Origin of the sequence: Chryseobacterium sp. 22543, from assembly GCF_052044565.1 — a bacterium.
Classification (GTDB): domain Bacteria; phylum Bacteroidota; class Bacteroidia; order Flavobacteriales; family Weeksellaceae; genus Chryseobacterium.
The window spans coordinates 140,410-162,451 of the sequence record NZ_JBQENH010000006.1 but is presented as its reverse complement, the minus strand read 5'-3'; the positions used below and the strand labels follow the sequence as shown (position 1 = coordinate 162,451).

Genomic DNA, 22,042 nt, shown 5'->3' with positions numbered 1-22,042 from the left:
TTAAACACCTGTTTGTGAGATAAAATTAAACATATTTTTGAATATTGAAGAATGATATGTAATAAAAGTTGAATAATCTGTATCGGATGTAGTGTGGAAGGGTTATACCACGGAATTTCTGTTTATTTCAAAAAAAATAATCCATGTGAAAGACATGGATTATTTATATATATTGGAATTATTTCTTTAATTACTGCTTACAACTTCCTGAAGATGTGAACTTCTAAGTCTCTTCTGATAGATTGGCAGATATTTTTCAATAGGAATCTTTACGGCTTCAAAATTTCCGGCCAATACATAAGCCTGAATATTTTCAGAAGTATAAACGAATTGAAGGAAATTATCAATTAAATTCTCAGGAATTTTAAACCTTGTGAAATAATCTTTCCCCAGATAGTTTTTGATCTGTGTAACGGAACTGTTCATTCTTTCGTATTCCTGATAACGCTGTTTTTTCTTTCTCTCACCGGAAAGAATATCATAGATACTTTCAAGACTGAAGGTAAGCCCGCCATCTCGCAATCCGGCAACAGGAAGTTCAGGAGGAGTTCCGTCACCTTTGGGTTCCGGAAGCCCGATTACTTTCTTAAGAGCATGTGCTTTGTCTTCTTTTCTTAAAGAATTGACATCATACCGAAGGTTTCCGGTAGGTTTGAACCTGCTGAGTACAATTTCCTGAATTTCATAGTACGCAATTTTTAGCTCAACCAGATTTTTTTGTGTCATAGATTGAGGCGTGAGCTTAATATCTTTTCTTTCCGTAACAATAGAAGTAAACCGGATCACATCTCCGGTATTGGCAGGGATATTAAAATTACCATTAAAGTCCGTAAGAACGGTTTTCTGGGTATTTAGGTTAGTGACATATACCTGATTGAGATATAAAATAGAGTTGTCTCTCAGAAATACCTCTCCGGAATATATTTGAGCATTAATTTTTGCCAGAAAAACCAATAGCAGTAGAGTAAACAGTTTCTTCATATAATGCGCAAAATTACATAGAAATATAGCAATTTTGTCTAGTTAGATGAAGAATAGTGGTTAAAGTTATATTAAACTTTAACATTAAACTGTTAAGGACTGTTAGAAATTTACAGTTGCCTTAAAAAAGTGTGTATATAAGTAAAGAAGCCGGAAGAAAGAAAGCTGAATTTTCAGCTTTCTTTCTTCCGGCTTCTTTTTTACCTATGTTTTACAAGCAGCCAGCTTGAATATTTTACAGTGAGGGAAGAACCATACTCTGTCCAGGTGATAAAATACCAATAGGTTGCTGTAGGGACATATCTTCCACCTATCCTTCCGTCCCAGGTGTATCTGTTTTCAGGAGTTCCTCTGAAGACTTCCGCACCGTACCGGTCAAAGATCCTGAATACAAGATTATCATTGGCCATTAAAGCAGAATAGTCTATTCCTTCGTTATAACCATCTCCATTCGGAGTAATTGTGTTGATCAGGTTAATAATGGCAAATGGTTTCTTTACTTCTTCACACATTTTAGAGTCTCTTACAAATACATTGTGTGCTCCTCTTTGTACATTGTAGAATACATTGGAACTCTGCCATACCACACCATCCAAAGAATATTCATAAGGCGGGGTACCACCACTTACTCCGACTTTTACCGTTGTACCATCAATTTCAATAGATGTAATCATAGGAAGCGGCAATTCTGTAACATTCACATATTGTTTGTAAACACAGCCATTGAAGGTAAGCTCTACCCAATAACTTCCAGGGGCAACATTGGTGATGGAAGGGGTAGTAGCTCCCGTGCTCCATAAATATCTTTCAAAGCCAGGTCCTGCATCCAGTGTGGTAGTGGTTTTCGGACAAATGGCTTTATCTTGTAATACATCCGACTTTTTAGGAATTTTAATGTTGATTTTAAGAGTCCCTACTTCCGGACAAACCCCATTTTTTTCAAAACGGATATAATAGGTTTGTGAATTTGTAATATTAACAGGTGATGAAACGATGTTCACATTATTCTGAGCATCCGCCAAGGTTGCATGAAAAGTGAAAGTAACATTGGGATCTAAAGTAAACTGGGGGATAAACTGAGCCAGGTTCACACTTTTTATTCCATCCAGGTCATCATCACAAACACTTTCCGTAACAGTTTTGGTAATTAATGTTACTTTAGCTCCGATACTGAACTGTAAAGGCTTGATCACAGAAGCACAGCCATCCGGAGAATCTACTCTGATGTAAATGGTAGTTGTTGCGATATAACTCCAGCTGTTAGGAAGAGTATTATTGTTTCCTGCGTTAGCATCCGCCAGATTTGCATAATATCTTACATTGGTAAAATAATTAGGATTATTAAGTACAATAGGAGTGACATTGGAAAGGATGAGAGTAACAGTTCCGTCCAGGTTATCATCACAGAAAATACCATTGTAGTTGTCCAGGACAATCGCTTTATTGTAAAGAGACAATGTGATCTGCGCGATACTTTTACATCCAATATTGTTCTTTACAACAGCATATATGATTGTTCCATTAGGTGCAGGATAAGCTGTAGTATTGGTGATCAATGCTGCGGTATTTTCATTCTGAGCATCCAGAAGAGTCGGATAGTAAGTAATTGTAACGGGGGAGTTATTAGTAATATTTGCTGTCGTCAAATTGAATGTTCCCTGTCCGTTGATATCACAGGCAAATAATGTTGTATTCATTACTGTAAGCGCCTGAATATTGATGGTAACTGTTATTGTTTCACAATCCGGAAAGTCCGGATCATTTCCGCAGAATGTATAAGTGAATGTATCTGTTCCTGATGTACCGGGAGTATTTACAGTATAAGTAATGATTCCTGTAACAGGGTTTATCACAGCAGTACCCAAAGAAGGAGCTGTTGTAATCGCTACCGTGCCAGGAACAGGAGTTTGTGATGAAGTACTGAAGGCCGGTGTTATAGTCTGTGAAGTGCATACATTGTAGGAAGCATTGCTGAGTTTTGTACAATTCAGAACCTTAAATTTTTCAGTAATTAAAGGTGCGCAGCTTCCCATTGTTACAGAACAGGTATAATTTCCGGGTAGTGTAGGGGTAATTGAAGATGCCGTAGCTCCCGGAACAAGTGTGCCGTTTCTATACCATTGATAAGTGTCATAGATAAGTGGATCCACAGTAAGAACAATACCAGGAATACAGCCGTCGCCTGATTGTAAGATAACGGGCTGCGTAGGAAAACCGGCGAAAAAACCTCCATATCCTACGGCATCACTTCCGGCAGTTATGCCTGCCATAATGGCCTTGTTTGAAACCACAGTAATAGTACCCGTCACATTGGGAATTCCATAAGTAACCCAGTTGGTAGTTCCGGTCATATTGTAAGGACCTGTTACCGCAGGAGGATTGGCTCCATTTACTGTAATAATAGCTCCCCTTTCTGTTATAAGATTTAGTTTTGTTGGGATGTTCAGAATACCGCCGGGATTACCATTGGAATGAACAAAATTTTCATTGATAAGTCCCAGTTCATTAATCTGTTTCGGAAGGTAGCAGTTCAAAGCCGGAATGAAATTGAATCCTCCGGTAGCCGTTTCATTTCCCGAATTTGAATCTCCGGCTAAAATCTGGTAGACATAAGCATTTTTTGATGTTTTTAGATATAAATTATAATGTCCGTTTCCCTGAAGGATATATTTGGAATCAGGAATAACGAAGTATTTTCCTGCATTAATGGTAGCTACGGGAGGTATTTCATTATTGACAAAGATCTGAGTGTTGTCCTCTGTAGCAATAACAACAGCGCCTTCCATATTGGAACCAAGCGGGCCGTTACCTTTTACAAGGGCAAATTCATTTCCAAGCCTGTTGACAGGTACTGCCTGGTCCATTAAAATATCAGAACTGGAGGGGAAATTTCCTGCATATTGCCCGTTAAAATTTCCATTGGTAACATTGACAGGTTTGTTTGAAATAATTTTAGAGCCGATGAAACCATCAAAGTTTCCTGCTATATCCCCCATTCCGTCAATGATGTAAGACTGCCCTTTATTTAAAGTGAAAGTCATTGTCGGGTTGGTGGCTCCTGTTGTTCCATTAGAAAACTGAACGGCAGGGGTGTATCCGGAAATAGTAACGGTTGTGTTATCTTCAGTTGCCAGTACACTGGTCATGAAGTTCAGAATATTGTTGCTCACCGTAATAGGAGCGGAGGCTGCATAAAATGTTTTTCCTGTGGAAGGAATCCCTTTGGAAGTGATAATTTCTGCGTGGTTGAATACCGAGAACCTTAAATTGGCATAAAAAGGAAATTCTGCTTTAAGATATAACCCTTTGGTTGTAGGGGTAAATAAATCCGTCTGCTGTGTGGTAATTATATAATTCCTTAGTACATCGAATTTCTGTGGATTATTTTTACTGATGTTCACCGTTCCGATGAGAACATTATTGTTATAAATATTTACAGGAAAAGGAGTTGTTCTGCTGGTGGATAAATACAGTTTCTGATAAGGATTGGGAGCGCCGGTCCTGTCTACCATCGGAGAAAACCAATGCTCTCGGTCCAATTGGGCAAAAGCAGAGGTGAAAATATAAAATATAAATAAAAAAGATAGAATTTTCTTCATTCAGTAGTAGTATTTATCACAAATTTAATAATAAAAAGTATTAAATGCTTGAAAATGTAATAAAAAAGCCACGATTATGAAATCGTGGCTTACCATTATGGTTTTAACTAATTATTACTCTCTGTTTTTAACAAGAATCCAACCTGTATATTTTATTGGAGTCTTTTCTTTATTGGATTCAGTCCAGTTGATATGATACCAATATGTTCCTGTTCCAAGTTTCTTATCAAAGTGTTTTCCGTCCCATCTGTAGTTGTTGAATTTATTTCCGGTAAATACCATATTTCCATATCTGTCATATACTACAAAACTTAGGTTTTCTTTATAAGCAAGCTCACTGTAATCTATATAGTCATTTACGTTATCTCCATTAGGAGTAATGGCATTCAATAGATTAGGAACTGTAATTTCTACCTCAGTAGGAGTACAGTTATAGAAGTCTTTTACATAGAAAGTATGTTGTCCTCTTGTTAAGCCTGTGAAGGTATTTGAATCCTGCCAGTTAGCAGTTCCGTCAACGGCATATTTATAAGGTGCTTTACCTCCGCTTACAATTACTGTTGCGGTATTGTTGTTGAGCTCAATCGTTTGGATTACCGGATCTTCAACTTTTTTAACTTTTACTGTCTGAGTAAGGAAACATCCGTTCTTACCAAGTATTACCGTGTATTCTCCAACACCTATATCTCTGATACCTGAAGTGGTAGCGCCTGTGCTCCATTGGTAAGAGTCATATCCGGAACCAGCATCCAGGTTGGTTTTAGCATCCATACAGATATATTGATCTACCAATATCGGAGATTTTTTGATTGGAAGTACAATTAATTCGATTTTTGCATTTGCTGTACATCCTTCAGCAGTTGTTACTTTCACATATACAAATCCTCCTGTTGAAGGGAAGTTATCTGGTGTTGTGATTTCATTGATACCTGCAGTAAGGTCATTCAGAGTACGGTAGTATTTTTTAGTAACGGCATTATAATCTGTTACTTTAGCTTTCGTAAGATCAAAATAAGCGTATGGAGCTACATCATACCAGCATGCCTTAATAGAAGTATCCGTTACAATGAATGGTACTACAGTAAGGTTTAGTGTTATCTGCTCACAATCTGTAAACTCAACTGAGTTTCCACAGAATTTATAAACTATTTTATCAGGTCCTAAATATCCAGGATTTGGGGTATAAGTGATTGTTCCGTTTGGATTAACCACTGCTGTTCCTTTTGTAGGAGGAGTTAAAATTACTACGGTAGTCGGTACCACAGTCTGTGTTGACGAAGTAAACGCAGGGGTAATAATTTTAGTAGAACAAGCATTAAGCGCTTGAGTTGTTTCCTTTAAACAGGTTTGTACTTTATAGATAGGAGTTGTCACAGGAGGACATGTTCCCATTGTTACTTTTACGGTGTAATTTCCTGATTGTGTAGGAGTATAGGTATAAGAAGTTGCACCCGGAATAATTACTCCGTCACGGTACCATTGGTATGTTTCATACCCATCATCAAGTTCAAGAACGATTCCCGGTACACATTCACCTGTCTTTTTAGCAATTACAGGGATAGATGAGAATCCGGCAAAGTAACCTCCGTATCCTGCGGAACTAAATCCTCCGTTGATACCTGCTGTTACAGCCTTTGTAGAAGTAATTTTAATATTTCCTGTTACTCCGGTGATCCCATACGTTACCCAGTTAGTATTTCCTGCTACCGGATAGGGGCCGTCTGTCGCTGCAACTGGGTTATCATTTACCATTACTGTTGCTCCTGTCTCTGTTAAAATATTTAATTTTACAATAATATCCTGAACAGCACTGGCTCCTCCTGTACCAATAGGCATTTCATTGATCTTTCCGATTTCATCAATTTTTCTCGGAAGGAAACAGTTCAATGGGGGTATATAGTTGAATCCGTTCGTAGCATCACTTCCCATAATTCCAATAAATTGGTATAGGTATACATTTTTAGTAGTAGAAATGAACATATTTGAATGCCCTGAAGTACCTTGAGCCACATAGCTGGTTTCATTTATTCTGTACCATTCTCCGGCAGCAAGTGTCGCAACAGAAGTACCACCTCCATTTAAAAACACATCAGTATTATCTTCAGTGGCAACAATAAGCCCTCCTTCCATATTTAGGTTAGGAGCAGTAGACCTTGTTTTTACCATTGCAAAAGTATTTCCAAGCCTGTCAACAGGTACAGACTGATCCAGAACCGGATCACTTCCTGAAGGGGCAGTGGAGAAGTTAGCATTACAGCTTCCGTTGGTAAGTGTTACCGGTTTGTCAGCAACTATTTTTGCACCGATAAAGCCTGTCTTGTTTGCAGACTGAGTTCCGGATCCTGCAAGAATGAAAGATTGTCCTTTCTGCAATGTAAAAGATTGAGTGTTACCAGTAGGAGTTCCATTGATAAAAACTACTCCGGCAGTAGGGTTCCATGAAACGGTTACATTGGTATTATCTTCAGTGGCAAGTACACCTGCTGTAAAGTTTTGAATACTGCTGGTATTGGTATTGGGAGCAGTAGCAACAAAGAATGTTTTTCCAATTCCTGCCCTTCCTTTACTGGTGATTACTTCCCCGTGAACACTTTGAGCAAGTCTTAAACTGCAGTAGAAAGGTTTTGCTGCTTTTAGATAAAGTCCTTTATTGCCCACATTGAATGCATCAGTAGAGGTACCTGTAGAAATAAGGCTGTTAGTAACCTTATAGGTTTGTGGGTTAGTTTTACTGATGGTAACCGTAGTAACTACGGCGTTATTATTGTAAATGGTTACATCAATGGGAGTTGGTGAATCAGTGGATAGGTATAGCATATTGTTATACCCTCCGACACTGTCATAATAAGGAGCAATCCAATGCTCGGTATCCCTTTGTGCAAAGAGTGTATTAATTGTAAAAAAAATTAATACCAAACTGAGTAGAAATCTTTTCATGTGTATGGAATTAGGATTTCTACAAAATTAAAATAAAAAATGAAATACTTTTAATAAAATGTAAATAAATGTTAAAAAAATATTACCAATTTTTAAATAAATGCCATCTTGAATATGAAACTGGTAATTCGATTTCAAATCAGTCTGTCTGATAATATGTAAATATATCTCTTTATTAGGACTTATTTTATTCGGTTTTCCGATGAATACAATTTTATCAGAAAGGCTTATAAATGGATGCTCTTTACCGGCCAGCAGCTTCAATGGTGAGATTCTGCTTAATTCCGCCCGATATCAGTCTGTGTAATATTGTAGTTGAAGGGTTTTGTGAATAAAAAAATCCCGGTGAAATTCACCGGGATTCAATATTTTTTTGAAGATAATAAGCTTATAGGCTTACTCTTACAAATCCTGTTACTTTTAGATCTGCATTTACAGATTTTACATAATCAGCAACTGAGATACTTCCGTCTTTAATGAAGTCCTGGTGTACCAAAGTGTTATCTTTGTAGAATCTCTGCATTTTACCTTTAAGGATATTGTCGATAATGTTAGCAGGCTTACCTTCTTCAGTAAGTTTATGTCTTTCGATCTCTAATTCTTTATCAATAGTCTCCTGAGAAACTCTTGTTTCGTCCAAAGCAATTGGGTTCATAGCAGCAACCTGCATAGAAACAGCTTTAGCAGCTTCGTCAGCTCCGTCTACTTTAGCAGAAAGAGAAGAGATTGCAGCGATTTTGTTTCCAGCGTGGATGTAAGCTCCTAAGAAATCTCCCTGGATTCTTTCGAAAGATCCGATTTCGATTTTCTCACCGATAACTCCTGTTTGCTCTACTAATTTCTCAGCAACAGTCATTCCGTGGAAATCAGTAGCTAAAAGCTCTTCTTTAGTAGCAGCGAAGATAGCCATCTCAGCTAATTCGTAAGCTAGCTCGATGAAAGCTTCATTTTTAGCAACGAAGTCAGTTTCGCAGTTTAGAGAGATAACTACACCTAAAGTGTTGTCTTCGTTTACTCTTGCGATTACTGCACCTTCAGCAGATTCTCTGTCAGCTCTGTTAGCAGCAACTTTTTGTCCTTTTTTTCTAAGGATATCTACCGCTTTTTCGAAGTCTCCTTCAGCTTCAACTAGAGCTTTCTTGCAGTCCATCATACCTGCACCTGTTTGGTTTCTCAATTTTGCTACGTCTGCAGCAGCTGGTGTATAAGACATAATATCTATTATTTTTTTTATTTAAGATTAGTATTAATTTTTAGCTTAAATTTAGAGCAGTGCAAAGATAATGATTTTAATGATAAACTAAAAAATGACTTTTCACGTTATTAATATATTTAATACTATTTTAAAGATTTGATTAATGAAAAAAATCTTATTCCTTCTATTTATATGCATTTTCTCACTTGGTTTTTCCCAAAAAAAGAAAAAAACAAAATCTAAAGCTGTTGTTGAAAAAGAAACTGTAATTATCTATACAGAGCAGGAAGCTGAGATTTCAAAAGAAGCCAGAGTAATTGCAGGCTTTTTGAAGCAGAATCCTGGACATGCTAAAACTGATTATTTTAAAAGAAAACTTATTGATATTATTATGGCAGGTAATTCTCCGGAAGCAAAACCTACAATTAGACCAATCAGTAAAGAAAAAATTGAAAATATCGTTAAGAATAATGAGTTAAACAGCGGTAAAACACTTGCTGCAAATAAAACTTATACAGCGAATGGCAAGCCTGTTTCTAATAATACAGCAGCTGCTATTGAAGCTTTAAAAGAAGAAAGAAGAACAACTACGTTTGCATCGGTAGGTTCTGCCGGCTCAGCAAAAAGTGCCGGTACTTCTACAGGAGCATCTAAAGCAGGCCCAAGTGAAGAAAATAAAAGAACAGCAGCAATGCTTACCCATCTTTTTAATAATGACACTAGCAAAAATGAAGCTTATATCAATATTAAAAACAGATCTACCTGCAATCTTATTGTAAAGATAAGCGGTAAAAAATATTATAATCTGAGTGTTCCTGCAAAAGGAGAGAACTTTATTCTGGTAGATAAAGGAGAGTATGTCATGACAACAATGGTATGTGATGCCAAATATTCTGCTTTGAAAAAGATTAGCCAGGATATTGAAATAGCACTTAATGTTGCAGATTAGAATAGAAGAAAGCTAAAGTAAAAAAGGTTAAGAAGAAATTCTTAACCTTTTTATTTTTATCCTTTAAACTGACCCATCGCAATGAATTTATCTTGTCTCTGGGTTTCAAGCTCCTGTCCTGTAAATTTGGAGAAAGCTTTGATGTTTTGTAAAATTGAATTTTTCAGATTTAGGTAGGTAGTCTCCTGATCATACTGAGCTCCACCAAGTGGTTCCTCAATGATTCCGTCGATGAACTTTTCTCTTAAGGCATCTGCTGGAGTAAGGTTCAATGCATTGGCTGCATCTTCCTTGTGATCCCAGTTTCTCCATAAGATAGAAGAGCAACTTTCCGGTGCAATTACAGTATACCATGTATTTTCCAACATATACACTTTATTTCCAACACCTATTCCTAATGCACCACCACTGGCACCTTCTCCAATGATGTAAGTGAAGATAGGAGTTTTCAGCTGAACCATTTCAAAAATATTTCTTGCAATAGCTTCTCCCTGTCCTCTTTCTTCAGCTTCCAATCCTGGATATGCTCCCGGTGTATCTACCAAAGTTACCACAGGAATATTGAATTTTTCAGCAAGCTTCATTAGTCTTAAAGCTTTTCTGTATCCCTCAGGATTTGGCATCCCAAATCTTCTGTACTGTCTTTCTTTAGTTGTTCTTCCTTTTTGAGTCCCTATGATCATTACTTTTTGACCATCAAGGGTAATCAATCCTCCAATCATTGCCGGATCATCAGCGAAATTTCTATCTCCATGAAGTTCTAAGAAACTGCCTTTGTCTGCCATTCCGTTGATATAATCCAATGTATAAGGACGATCCGGGTGACGGGACAGTTGTACTCTTTGCCAAGGTGTAAGATTTCCATAGATTTCTTTTTTCTTTTCTAAAATCTTATCCTCAATCTGGCTGCATGCTAATTTTACATCAACACCACTTTCTTCTCCTACTAAAGAACACGTCTGGTATTGATCCATCAATTCTTTGATAGGAAGTTCGAAACTTAAATATTCCATTTCTTGAAGTAAATTAAATCTTTCAAATGTATGAAAAATTATGGTTATTCTATTTAAAATTATTTATAGCATTGCTTATTCTGGAGGTACTTTCCTCTTTACCAAGGGTTTCCAGGATATCGGGAACGTCCGGTCCTTTTAATTCTCCTACTAAAGCCAAACGTAGCGGCATCATTACTTTACCCATACCCAGTCCTTTGCTTTCCGCGAAATCATGCATTGTATGTTTCAATGTCTCTGAAGTAAAGTCTGTAGATGCAAAAGCTGATGCCAATTCTGCTAAAATTGCAGATGTTTCATCATTCCATGCTTTTTTAGATGCTTTTTCATCATAAGAAGCCGGAGCTTCAAAGAAGAATTTTCCGTTTTCATAGATGTCTTTAGGGAAAGTTGCTCTTTCTTTCATCAGATGAATTACTTTCAACAGTTTTTCATCAGAAGCTCCTGCAAAATCAATAGCTGTGTTTTTCAATATCTGAAGAAGCTCTTCGTCAGATTTCATCTGAATATACTGATGGTTGAACCACTCCGATTTTTCTTTACTAAATCTTGCTCCCGCTTTATGTACTTTATGAAGGTCAAATTCCTTAATCATTTCCTCTAAAGGAAGAATTTCTTTATCATCTGCCGGAGACCATCCCAATAATGCTACCATATTGATGAAAGCATCAGGAAGATAACCGTTTTCTCTGTATCCTTTGGAAACTATGCCAGTAGCTGGATCTTTGAAGTCAAGCGGGAATACCGGAAATCCAAATTTATCTCCATCTCTTTTACTTAGTTTTCCTTTTCCTTCAGGTTTTAAAATTAAAGAAAGGTGTGCAAACTGTGGTGCTTCCCACTGCATTGCTTCATATAATAAAGTGTGGAGTCCTAAAGATGGCAGCCATTCTTCTCCACGGATGACGTGAGAGATTTCCATTTCATGGTCATCAATGATGTTGGCGAAATGATAAGTCGGCATTCCGTCATTCTTTACCAAAACTTTATCATCTAAAGTATTTGTATTTACAGAGAATTTTCCACGAATGATATCCTCAAGATTTAATACTCTGTCAACAGGCATTTTGAATCTTACGACATACGGAGTCTTTTCGTCTAGTAGTTTTTTAACTTCTTCTTCAGAAAGTGTCAGGCTGTTTCTAAGACCGTTTCTTGTTTTATTGTCATATGAGAAAACATCACCTTTGGCTTCATATTGTGCACGAATGGCATCCAGTTCTTCTGCAGTATCAAAAGCAATATAAGCATAATCTGTTTTTAAAATCTGCTCCGTATAGCGGTCATAGATGTCTCTTCTTTCAGACTGTCTGTAAGGAGCAAATTTTCCTCCTTTCTTAGGACTTTCATCCGGGATGATTCCGCACCATTCCAAAGCTTCTTCAATATATTCTTCAGCTCCTTCCACATATCTGGCAGTATCTGTATCTTCAATTCTCAATACAAATTCCCCTCCCTGGTTTTTAGCAAAAAGATAATCATATAATGCGGTTCTTACGCCTCCCAAATGTAATGGTCCTGTAGGACTTGGAGCAAAACGTACTCTTACTTTCTCCATTTCAATTTTAATTTTTGCAAATTTACTTAAAATTATGCGTTTAAGAGGTGATTTATGACCTGGTATTCTTTTTTTTAATTCCAATTTTTGTATTTATTTCTGCGGATTTTCGTGAAATACTGTTTTAAAGCTTTCAATCTTATTATTTCGGATTATGATTTTAATTCATGGAGGATCATGTATGACTGATCATATTATGAAAATTAAGCTCATAAAGGAAAAGTATTATATTAATGTTTGTGTCTTCTAATGGATGTAATAAAGTTGGTTTTTATAATTTGTTTTTGTTATTAAATCACAAATAAATGATATATTGTTTCTTTATTAATGGTGTGTTAAACCATATTTGAATTCACTAAATAATGATATATATCATTGTGTGATTCCTTTTTTCACTAAGTGTTGAATATTATATTTGCCGGAAACTTTTAATTAATACTATGAAAAAACAAATTTTATTTTGCTTCAGTAGTTTACTGATGCTTTTCATGAGTTCATGTTCAACGGAAGAACTGAGCAATGAGGCAACACCTGAAAGCCCGGCGGCAAAAGCTAATCACCGATTATCAGCAGCCAAATTTGCAGGAGATGGAATTTACGATGTCTTAGGGCATGGTTATAATGTTGCCGGTGAATATGCCAATGCAACTGCAGCTGGTTTTAAAGTGATTGATATTGATCGTTTTAAAGTGGAGCAGACAAACAGATTGATCAGCGAAAACACTTTCTCACAGGAATATACTGAAGAATATGGTGAAAATGCTGAGGCATATTCTAAAATGGTTTCAACCAAAGTGAATGTTACTGCCGGTATTCCATTATTCAAGAAAACACTTTCAGTAGGATTTAACTCTGCAGTAACTACAAACAATAAGTTTGAAGGAAAATACATCTACGGAAGTTATAACCTTACCATTAAACAAAAAAGAGTAAGATTCAATGCAACTACAGACATGTTGGGAGACTATCTTACTCCAGAATTTGTTCAGGATCTGCAGACAAAAACGCCACAACAAATTGTACAGGACTATGGAACTCACGTAACACTTGATATCTATACAGGAGCAAAACTTGATGTTTTATTCCAGGCGGAAACAAGAAGCCAGAGCCGTGACCGTGCTGCAAGAATTGGAGTAAAAGTAGGAATGAAAGATATCTTTGATGTAGATGTAACCAATGATGTGAATACTTCAGAATCCTCTATGAACTATTCTAAAAAATTATCCTTTAAAACAAGAGGAGGAGATCCATCAAAAGGGTTATTAGGAGAACTGAATCTTGATATGTCAAATCCAAAAATCAACTTTTCCAACTGGCAGAACAGCTCTAATACGAGCAATTCTGTTTTGGTAGATTTCGGAAACAACGGATTGGTTATTATCTATGACTTAGTGAAAGATGCTGCTAAAAAAGCTCAGCTTAAGGCTTATGTAGATCAGTATCTGATAGACAATAAAGTTTATATGGAATTCAATACCATTCCGGTATACAGATATTACAACGGAGTAGATCATTATTATACAAAAACTCAGGGAAGCTACAGTGGCTATTCTTATGAAGGAACAGAGTTCAACGCATTCTTATATAAAGCTCCAAATACAGTTCCTGTTTATAGATATTATAATGGGAAAGATCACTACTATACAAAAACTCCTGGATATTATCAGGGGTATGTAGATGAGGGAATTGAGTTTAATGCTTTTGCTACTCAACAGCCTAATACAGTTCCTATTTATAGATATTGGAATGGGAAAGATCATTATTATTCAAGATCAAGTGTAAGACCTTCTGGTTATGTTTCTGAAGGAATTGAATTCTACGCATACTAACTAGATAATATTAATATTTTACAAAAAACCGTCTCAGCTTTGAGACGGTTTCTTTATACAACGAAAAACCAAAATAAATATTTGTAAAATATTTTCGTTGATATTAGGAACACTGAAAGAATATTTCCGGCAGTCTTATCATTAAAAATGTATTTTTGTACCTTATAAGTTTAGTTTATCAATGAAAGAGCATTTTGTCTTTACAGATGAAATCTGTGTCAGAAACTACAGAAATAAGATTATCGTATTCCTGTTTCTGTCATTGAATAGGATAGAAGCTAAATAATTTAACTTATTTACTAACAAATGAAAATTATTTTCCACGAAAATCAATTATGTTATAGAGGGACTTCCAATGCCCTTTTTGATTACGCTTATTATAATGAGGAAATGCTTGGCAATGAATCAATGATTCTTTATCCCCAAAATAGTCCGAATAATGCAGAAGAAGCTATCGGGCGTTTTAAAAAGAGGTTTAATGTTGTTGGATATAGTGATATAAAGGAAAGAGATGCTCTTATTAAGAAATCAAATGCTGATCTTTTTTATGCGATAAAATCTGGTGAAAAGGAAACGGATACCCCACAAGATCTTATTAAAACGGTTATTCATGCGGTTTTTAAGTATAATGAGCCTTACGGTGATGTCTACGCATATGTCTCCGAATGGCTGGCAAAAACCATGAGTGATGGAAAGCTTCCTTTTGTTCCTCATATCGTAGATCTTCCTGAAATAGGAGGTGATCTTCGGGCCGAATTGAATATTCCGAAAGATGCTGTGGTATTTGCAAGATACGGAGGAACCGAAACTTTTGATATAGATTTCGTAATGGATGCTGTAAAGAAAACAGCCCTGAAAAATAAAAATATATATTTTGTTTTTATGGGAACCGATGCATTTGTAAAGAGAAACTTTTTCAGGTCTTACAAGAATATTATTTTCCTTCCTCCTACAACAGATGTTGAAAGAAAAGTGAAATTTATTAATACTTCTGATGCATTTTTGCATGCCCGTAGACAGGGAGAGAGTTTCGGAATGGCGGTAGGCGAGTTTTCCATTAAAAATAAACCTATTATAACATGGTCCGGATCTGATGAAAAGTCACATCTTGAGATTTTGGGAGATAAAGCGTTCTTATACAGCGATAAAAAAGATATCCTGCAGATTCTGAATAATTTTGAACCGGATCCTGATAAAAACTGGGATTGTTATTCTGAACTTTTCAATCCACGGACAGTCATGGAGAAATTTGAGAATGTTTTTATCAAATAATAAAAAAGGCTAGTGTTACAACAACATTAGCCTTTATATTTTTGGTCTGAAGGAATTAAAAAAGGCTTTTAATTCTCATCTTTATTTTTTTTGTGAAAGATAAGTTCAGATTGAGTTTTTGCTGAGGATATTTCTTAGAAAAGGACAGAATAAATTCATCAATGTTTTTTGCCGGGAAAAAAGAAAGTTCTTTCCAGATCCCTTTATATAATGGATGGAAATCTATGAATGTTTTGTAATTATCAGAATTGACCTCTTTCCAGGAATTTAAAAATTTTGAAGTGTCAAAATCATTTTTATGCCCCCAGTTATTGATCTTTTCTGAAATTTCCATTTCTTCACGCGCCCAGGACTGATGAATTAAATAAAAATCTAATGGGAGAATTCTTCCCTTATTGGTATTTCTGGCATATTCATATTTAGGATAGTTTGTAATAAGCATACACTTCTCATCAAAAGGTGTAATAACGAAGAAACCTTCAGTATTATGTTTGAATAATGTAACGAAGTTTACCTGAAAATTAAAAGGATTTTTAGCTGGATTCTTCAATAAGAATTTATTTTTTTTCAAAAACTGAGCTAATACCTTGAAATCATAGGCATATTCATCACCATCCATCTGGATATGCCATCCGGCAGACCCCATCTTTTCAGCCATCATATTTCTTTGTCTGGTCTCCAGATCCATCGGCTGCATACCTTCAATAAAAAAAGTGTCTTTATAAAAGATGATTTTATTCTTAATATCCAATTTTTTGATATCACTAAAAACATTTTCAGGAATATGGATGTCATTTCCCGCCCATGTTTTATTATTGGCATCATAGCTTATCACGATACAGTCTGCATGCTCATAAATATGCTGAAGAGATGTAAAGATGTAAGAGTAGTCATACGATAAAAGATATCCTACTTTAATAATATTTTTTTTATTACTCATTTTTTATTTTCTCTAAATTGGAATAAAGACCGTCTAATATACCTTTAATGTATGCTTTCGCCATAGAAAATTTTCCTTTTTTAAGTGCTTTCCTTGCGAATTTCCATCGTTCTTTGGTTACATATTTTATATTTCCATCGTATAATCTGCACATCCAGATTCGGTTTCTGGTGATATAATATTCGTAAAAACTGCCTTTATCACTGGCAAGGTTGAAAGCTTCACATTGGGTATTCACCGCAATCTTCCATTTGTTATTCCTAAGGAGGCGCAGACACCATTCAGACTCTTCATAATACATGAAAAAACGGGTATTCATTAAACCCACATCATCTAATATTTCCTTTCTGAACATTAATGCACTTCCATCTACATATTGTATGTTGTAGTTATAATGAGGAGCATTTACATGATTCTTATCCTTTTCAGAATTGGTATGTCCACCCTGAAAACCCTCTTCAGGGAATAGCAGTCCGCCGTCTGAAAATATTCTGTCACGAATGTTTCTGTAGCAGATGCGGGGACCTATTATTCCAATATCTGGAAGCTCTTTTAAATCTTTGTATAATTGGCAGATCGTACTACGCGATATTTCAATGTCCGGATTTAATAATAAAAAATAATTCTTACCGTCTTCTATCGCTTTTTTTATGGCCAGATTATTACCGAAAGCGTAACCTCCATTATAATCACTTAAAATATAGTCTATGTGTTTTTGAGATCCCAGTTTCTCAATTTCTTTCCTGTCTTTTGAATTATTATCTACTACATAAATAGATTTTTGAGAAATTCCTTCGCTTAATAATGAATTAACTTCCCTGTTGGTGTCATCAAAAGAATTGTAATTCAATATGATAATTGCTAAATCATCCATTAATGTAAAATGTTTTTCCATTTTTCTATCGCTTTTTCTTCAGAAAAATTATTCTTAAAATAGACTTCAGCCTGTATTTTCATTTCCTGATAAGAAGATTCATTTTGTAGTAAAGACATTATCTGATCCCTAAAAAATTCCGGATTGTCAGTTACTAAGCAGCCATTTGAAATTTTTGACGGAAAGCCATCAATAGCTCTTTCAGTTCCTACAACAGGAAGACCGTAAGATAATGCTTCTATTACTTTTATTTTGATACCCGTACCTTCCAGCATCGGGCAAATTGCAATTTTCGACTGGTGGTAATATTCTTCTAAATTTTCTGCAAATTCTACCAATTTGACCCCTTCCCGTTCTTGGAAGTGTTTGCATATCCTTCCAATAATTACCATATGAATGTTTTTGGGAAGTAATGGATATACATGATCAAAAAACCATTGCATTGATTGTATATTGAAAATATTTTCAGACCCCACAAAAATTAAATCATACTTTTTATCAGTGTCATTTTTCTCGAAATGAGGGGTGAAAGAAGGAGGAATATTGATTACCTTTTCTCCTAAAAATCTTTTAAAAACAAGATGTTCATCTTCTGATATGGTGATCACCTTATCAAATTTTGAAAGGTTATTTATCTCCTCATTGAAGCGCTTTCCAATATCTAATGATTTATTTTTGTAGAATTCATTGAGTGTAATCCAATCATGAGTGTCAATGATTTTTAAAGTATCTTTCATAGACTCATTATCAATTAATCCGGCCCAGAACTCATAATTGATGACGATGGCATTATATTTTTCTTTATTGAAGATATTCGTAAATTCTTTCTTTGCAAAATCTGTCAATAAGTGGTTATACTCATTAGATTTTTTAGAAAATTTTGATATTTTGTATTTCCAGTAATCTGATGACGTTTTTATTTTCGGTGGTTTCTGATTGATTAAGAACAGATTGTCAACAATACTTTTATCAATTTCCGTAGTGTCGTTTTGTCCCTTATAAATCTCAGCAGCCCCCACCAGATCAATACTATAACCCAGATTTTTTAAAACAGTAAGAGTCGTTTTTGCTCTTGTGGTATTTCCGGCCCTGTTTGAAAAAGGATTTTCAGGGAAAAAGAATAGAATTTTTCTTTTCATTATAAAGATTTGATGGCTGAATTAAATTTATTGATAATAGTGTCCCATGAATAGTTTTTCAAGACGTAATCTTTTGCTTTATTACCCTCTGAAATCAGATTTTCCTGTGTTTGCTGTAAGTAAAAAGTCAGAGCCTCGGAAAATTCATTACTGTCTGTGAAGCTTTTCCCGGTTTCACTCTTTTCAATATGCGAATACAGTACTTCACAGTTTTTGTTTACAATGACAGGAACTTTCAGTAACATGGCTTCTAATGTAATTAATGACAGACTTTCATAAAACGAAGGCATTATAAGTGCACTTGCATTTGCCAGCAACGCATTTTTAAGCTCATGATCTACAAATCCTGTCAGGATAATATCATCTCCCTGAGTTATTTTTTCATCAAGAGAATTTTTACCTACCAAAACTAACTTTATATCGCGATATTCAGGTTTTTTTTCTTTAAAATCTTTAAAATATTCAATCATCATGACACAGCCTTTGTCTTCAACAATTCTTCCAATATAAATGAAATATTTGTTCTGATAAAGATCCTGCGGTAATGTGCCTGATGTAACGTCATAATCATCGAAACCAATTCCTGCAATTTCAGATTTTAATTTTTGGGCCTGAGGGTAAACTTTCTCCACAAAATCCTTTTCAATCTGAGTATTATACATGATGAATTCTGGAAGAGAAAACAATTGAGAATAGCCATCAAGATAAAACTGAGGCTCATCGTGTGCCGTAGGAATGAGAATGCTTTTATCAGCAACTTCTCTTATACCTATATTGGTAGGGTGGTATAAATAGGTGAAGAAAATAAAAGCCTTATAATTTTCTTTTTTGTCTTTTATAAATTGAATTAAATCATTGGAGTAGGGTCCCTGTACTTCTAACCATTCATTGAAATTAAAATCTTTTTTGTTGTATTTAAATCTCTTATAAAGCAAATAAGGGAAGTTTAGAACACTTAGCTTTCTGCTATAATACTTATATAAGTTACGAGCTATTTTACTTAGCTCGTTGAATTTTTTTAAGTCTTTTTTTAAAGTTTTAAATCTTCTTACTTTAATGTCGTTGATGATTTCAATTCCTTCCGGATAATGATTATCCCAACGTTCGAATTCTATAGCACAGGTTGTAATAATTTCAATATCATAGATGGCAGATAATTTTTCAGCTAGTAATCTTGCGTGAAGCTCTGCGCCTCCGTTGATCTCCAATCCATATCTTTGGACTACTATTGCAATTTTGTCTTTCATATGAAACATGATTATTATTTCATTATTAATCTATAGACCTGTCCATTGGATGACGGCCCGGAAAATTAACCAAATAAAATTATTTTCTGCCTTTTTTAAAAAACGCGTTTACTTTTTTTCTTATTTTATTATAAAGAGTACGTTCAAGATAATTGACTCTGGTGTTTAATCTTTCAATTTCGCTCAAATAGAAAACATTATTTACATCACTGCCTCCGCTGCTTTCTTTTTTACCAAAACCATCAATGAAACCCAGTCTTATTTTGAATAAATCCCCGATAGACTGGATAGAAAAATTCTCAGCGATTTGTGATTTTGCCTTTTCTCTCATTGAGGTCAGGCTATCAAAATTGTTTTTGATGTATTGGAGTTTTTCAACAGCATCTTTCAGACTTGGTTTAGCAAGTGTTAAACCTTCGTCGATCAATCCTTTTGTATTGGAGGTTTTGATGAAATCATACTGAATGAGAAAACTGTTATTTACATTCATGAAATCAAGGTTTCCGGAATAACCGGTTCCGACTACAATTTTTCCATAAGCCATGGCTTCTGCCATTGTAAGCCCGAAACCTTCCGAACCATGAAGAGAAATCAAAACATCAGACTGCTGAATCAGAGAATGCAGCTTTTCCTTTGAAAAATGTTCATTAATGATAACCACGTTCTGGATATTATTGTAGGCTTCCAAAGCTTTCTGAGCATCTTTGCTTCTTTCAAGATTGTGTGTTTTTACAATAAGAACACTGTTTTTATCCTCTTTGAAAACCGTTGTGAAAGCTTCAAGTGTCGCTTCCGGGTTTTTTCTGATGGTCGTACTCAAAGAGTCAAAAATCGTAAGATAGATCTTTGAATCTGAAGAAATAGTATACTGGCTCAGTTCAAAATCCTTAGATTCTGCCATCTTTTGAATCGGGTGAGAAAATCTGATGACCGGAATTCCCGTATATTTTGTGAATATATTGACACAGAAATCACTTGGAACCCAAAGCTCATCAAAAACATTTAATATTTCGACAACTTTATCGGAAACTTCGGGAAATTCCCAGGCCCAGTAAATAATGTTATAATGATCCTTAAGATTCAGATCCTGATTCTTAGAGAAAAAATTGTTAATAAAATTGATGTTAATGTGGAAAACATTAGTCGAAGATGATGTTTCGGAACCTGTATCAATTCTCTCAAAAGTTTCGCTGGAATAATTAATCCGGTTTACTTTGATACCGATTGTTTCCAATGCTAAGGCATTCAGTCTGGTTGCTTCAGAAATTCCAAAATTTCCGTCAAAAAAACCATGGTAATTTACACTTAATGACATGGATTATAATGTTTTAAGTTTTTCTTTTACTTCTTCCGGTGAAAATGCTCTCAGACTGTCCACAGAATGTTGGCTTAATGTATTCCAAAGTTCTTCATTAGTATTCAGCTGAATGATTGCTTCTGCAAAACTGTTTTCGTCATTGGCAATCAATACATTTTTTTTATCTGTAAGCTTCATCCCTTCAGCACCAATGTCTGTGGTAACCACCGGGAAAAAGTATTCAAAGGCTTGCCCTATTTTTCCTTTTACCCCAGCCCCAAACCGTAAAGGAGCCACCATGATTTTAGAATTCATGAAATGCTCTTCAATGCTTTCTACAAACCCTAAAAATTTAAACTTAGGATATAGTTTAAGGTCCAATTTTTCGGAAACATTTCCAATGATACTTACTTCCAGTTCAGGATTTGTTTTCCAGACAATGGGCATTATTTTTTCATAAAGGAACTTTACCGCATCAATATTCGGTTCATGGATAGACCCGATGAAGGTGATTCCTTTACTTTCACTAAAGTTCTTCCTTTCTGAAATATCAATTTTAGGATAGTGAATGTTCGATATGGTAATGATCTTATTTTTATCCGCGTACTGGCTCATAATCTCTTTCTCTTTATCCGAGATGGCAATAATGTAGTCCAGCTGTGGTGCAACAACCGTTTCCAGGCGGAAGAAATGCTTGTAATTTTTCTTTAAAGAAATACGGGTTGGTTCCAGTTCAATCGCTCTTTTAAACCTTAAAAAATGAATATCCACCATATCATAAATGAATCGGGTAGAAGGGAGAAGAGCCTTCATTTTTTTGTAAAACAGATTCAGGGCAAGGGGCCCATTAAACCAAATATAATCTACCTTTTTAAAGGAAGACAGGAAATCATAGATATTCTTATATTTATTGTTCTCTATATACACGATAACATCATGCTGCTGATAAAACTTTACATATGAATCGTCTTCAAAAATATGAGGAGCAAATAAAATGCAGTTGTATCCTAATTCTTTGTAGATTAATATGAGTTCTTTCAGTCTGTTAGCCCCGGATTCTTTATCATGGGCAGGAAAATCTCTTGAAGCAAACAGAATTGTTTTTTTGGAATCGTCAAACAGATTGATATTGACTATATCCTTAGATTGAAGATATTTGAGCTTTTCTTTTCTTTCGAAGTGTTTTTTTATTTTTTTTAAGATTCCCATTTG

15 protein-coding genes are annotated in these 22,042 nt (G+C 35.2%); 3 read left to right on the top strand and 12 right to left on the bottom strand.

What is annotated here, in order from left to right; translation table 11 throughout:
- Window positions 1-186: 186 nt before the first annotated feature.
- The 4 genes from ACTJIP_RS19670 to tsf form a co-directional block, all read right to left on the bottom strand.
- Entirely contained in the window at window positions 187-981 is a 795-nt protein-coding gene (locus ACTJIP_RS19670) for a hypothetical protein (protein ID WP_219071845.1), read from the bottom strand.
- 200 nt (window positions 982-1,181) lie between these two features.
- Window positions 1,182-4,580, bottom strand: coding sequence for a T9SS type B sorting domain-containing protein (locus ACTJIP_RS19665; protein ID WP_440704981.1), 3,399 nt, complete (start codon window positions 4,578-4,580; stop codon window positions 1,182-1,184).
- A gap of 114 nt (window positions 4,581-4,694) precedes the next feature.
- Window positions 4,695-7,517, bottom strand: coding sequence for a gliding motility-associated C-terminal domain-containing protein (locus ACTJIP_RS19660; protein ID WP_077418793.1), 2,823 nt, complete (start codon window positions 7,515-7,517; stop codon window positions 4,695-4,697).
- Window positions 7,518-7,905: 388 nt separating this feature from the next.
- Window positions 7,906-8,730, bottom strand: coding sequence for a translation elongation factor Ts (tsf, locus tag ACTJIP_RS19655; protein WP_047385945.1), 825 nt, complete (start codon window positions 8,728-8,730; stop codon window positions 7,906-7,908).
- Window positions 8,731-8,875: 145 nt separating this feature from the next.
- Between tsf and ACTJIP_RS19650 the strand changes: the two genes are divergently transcribed.
- Complete coding sequence (locus tag ACTJIP_RS19650; RefSeq protein WP_077418794.1) at window positions 8,876-9,661, top strand: DUF6759 domain-containing protein; 786 nt, start codon at window positions 8,876-8,878, stop codon at window positions 9,659-9,661.
- 56 nt (window positions 9,662-9,717) lie between these two features.
- On the opposite strand, the gene ACTJIP_RS19645 is transcribed toward ACTJIP_RS19650, so the two are convergent.
- Together ACTJIP_RS19645 and gltX are read right to left on the bottom strand one after the other, a co-directional pair.
- The gene (locus ACTJIP_RS19645; RefSeq protein WP_047385949.1) at window positions 9,718-10,674 is read right to left on the bottom strand and encodes an acetyl-CoA carboxylase carboxyltransferase subunit alpha; all 957 of its coding nucleotides are present in this window, start codon (window positions 10,672-10,674) and stop codon (window positions 9,718-9,720) included.
- A gap of 49 nt (window positions 10,675-10,723) precedes the next feature.
- Window positions 10,724-12,232: a glutamate--tRNA ligase gene (gltX, locus tag ACTJIP_RS19640; protein WP_180564707.1), complete on the bottom strand. Its 1,509-nt coding sequence runs from the start codon at window positions 12,230-12,232 to the stop codon at window positions 10,724-10,726.
- A gap of 440 nt (window positions 12,233-12,672) precedes the next feature.
- Here gltX and ACTJIP_RS19635 point away from each other — a divergent pair, with 440 nt between their 5' ends.
- Entirely contained in the window at window positions 12,673-14,061 is a 1,389-nt protein-coding gene (locus tag ACTJIP_RS19635) for an MAC/perforin domain-containing protein (protein ID WP_440704980.1), read from the top strand.
- A gap of 306 nt (window positions 14,062-14,367) precedes the next feature.
- Window positions 14,368-15,333: a glycosyltransferase family 1 protein gene (locus ACTJIP_RS19630; protein ID WP_077418797.1), complete on the top strand. Its 966-nt coding sequence runs from the start codon at window positions 14,368-14,370 to the stop codon at window positions 15,331-15,333.
- Window positions 15,334-15,388: 55 nt separating this feature from the next.
- On the opposite strand, the gene ACTJIP_RS19625 is transcribed toward ACTJIP_RS19630, so the two are convergent.
- The 6 genes from ACTJIP_RS19625 to ACTJIP_RS19600 form a co-directional block, all read right to left on the bottom strand.
- The gene (locus ACTJIP_RS19625; RefSeq protein ID WP_077418798.1) at window positions 15,389-16,273 is read right to left on the bottom strand and encodes a hypothetical protein; all 885 of its coding nucleotides are present in this window, start codon (window positions 16,271-16,273) and stop codon (window positions 15,389-15,391) included.
- Entirely contained in the window at window positions 16,266-17,168 is a 903-nt protein-coding gene (locus ACTJIP_RS19620; RefSeq protein WP_228408897.1) for a glycosyltransferase family 2 protein, read from the bottom strand. Before ACTJIP_RS19620 ends, ACTJIP_RS19625 begins: the two co-directional genes overlap by 8 nt.
- Window positions 17,147-18,286, bottom strand: coding sequence for a glycosyltransferase (locus ACTJIP_RS19615; protein WP_077418799.1), 1,140 nt, complete (start codon window positions 18,284-18,286; stop codon window positions 17,147-17,149). Before ACTJIP_RS19615 ends, ACTJIP_RS19620 begins: the two co-directional genes overlap by 22 nt.
- Window positions 18,286-19,533, bottom strand: a complete 1,248-nt coding sequence (locus ACTJIP_RS19610; RefSeq protein ID WP_175627283.1) for a glycosyltransferase family 4 protein — start codon at window positions 19,531-19,533, stop codon at window positions 18,286-18,288. Before ACTJIP_RS19610 ends, ACTJIP_RS19615 begins: the two co-directional genes overlap by 1 nt.
- Window positions 19,534-19,612: 79 nt before the next feature.
- Complete coding sequence (locus ACTJIP_RS19605) at window positions 19,613-20,848, bottom strand: glycosyltransferase (RefSeq protein WP_440704979.1); 1,236 nt, start codon at window positions 20,846-20,848, stop codon at window positions 19,613-19,615.
- 3 nt (window positions 20,849-20,851) lie between these two features.
- Entirely contained in the window at window positions 20,852-22,039 is a 1,188-nt protein-coding gene (locus tag ACTJIP_RS19600) for a glycosyltransferase family 4 protein (RefSeq protein WP_077418802.1), read from the bottom strand.
- Between the last annotated feature and the right edge of the window lie 3 nt (window positions 22,040-22,042).

Excerpts from the sequence above, each read along its gene's own strand:
- gltX (WP_180564707.1), bottom strand. The coding sequence starts at position 12,232 with ATGGAGAAAGTAAGAGTACGTTTTGCTCCAAGTCCTACAGGACCATTA.
- ACTJIP_RS19630 (WP_077418797.1), top strand. The coding sequence starts at position 14,368 with ATGAAAATTATTTTCCACGAAAATCAATTATGTTATAGAGGGACTTCC.
- tsf (WP_047385945.1), bottom strand. The coding sequence starts at position 8,730 with ATGTCTTATACACCAGCTGCTGCAGACGTAGCAAAATTGAGAAACCAA.
- ACTJIP_RS19635 (WP_440704980.1), top strand. The coding sequence starts at position 12,673 with ATGAAAAAACAAATTTTATTTTGCTTCAGTAGTTTACTGATGCTTTTC.
- ACTJIP_RS19600 (WP_077418802.1), bottom strand. The coding sequence starts at position 22,039 with ATGGGAATCTTAAAAAAAATAAAAAAACACTTCGAAAGAAAAGAAAAG.
- ACTJIP_RS19615 (WP_077418799.1), bottom strand. The coding sequence starts at position 18,286 with ATGAAAAGAAAAATTCTATTCTTTTTCCCTGAAAATCCTTTTTCAAAC.
- ACTJIP_RS19665 (WP_440704981.1), bottom strand. The coding sequence starts at position 4,580 with ATGAAGAAAATTCTATCTTTTTTATTTATATTTTATATTTTCACCTCT.
- ACTJIP_RS19650 (WP_077418794.1), top strand. The coding sequence starts at position 8,876 with ATGAAAAAAATCTTATTCCTTCTATTTATATGCATTTTCTCACTTGGT.
- ACTJIP_RS19620 (WP_228408897.1), bottom strand. The coding sequence starts at position 17,168 with ATGGAAAAACATTTTACATTAATGGATGATTTAGCAATTATCATATTG.
- ACTJIP_RS19605 (WP_440704979.1), bottom strand. The coding sequence starts at position 20,848 with ATGTCATTAAGTGTAAATTACCATGGTTTTTTTGACGGAAATTTTGGA.
- ACTJIP_RS19610 (WP_175627283.1), bottom strand. The coding sequence starts at position 19,533 with ATGAAAGACAAAATTGCAATAGTAGTCCAAAGATATGGATTGGAGATC.
- ACTJIP_RS19645 (WP_047385949.1), bottom strand. The coding sequence starts at position 10,674 with ATGGAATATTTAAGTTTCGAACTTCCTATCAAAGAATTGATGGATCAA.
- ACTJIP_RS19625 (WP_077418798.1), bottom strand. The coding sequence starts at position 16,273 with ATGAGTAATAAAAAAAATATTATTAAAGTAGGATATCTTTTATCGTAT.
- ACTJIP_RS19660 (WP_077418793.1), bottom strand. The coding sequence starts at position 7,517 with ATGAAAAGATTTCTACTCAGTTTGGTATTAATTTTTTTTACAATTAAT.
- ACTJIP_RS19670 (WP_219071845.1), bottom strand. The coding sequence starts at position 981 with ATGAAGAAACTGTTTACTCTACTGCTATTGGTTTTTCTGGCAAAAATT.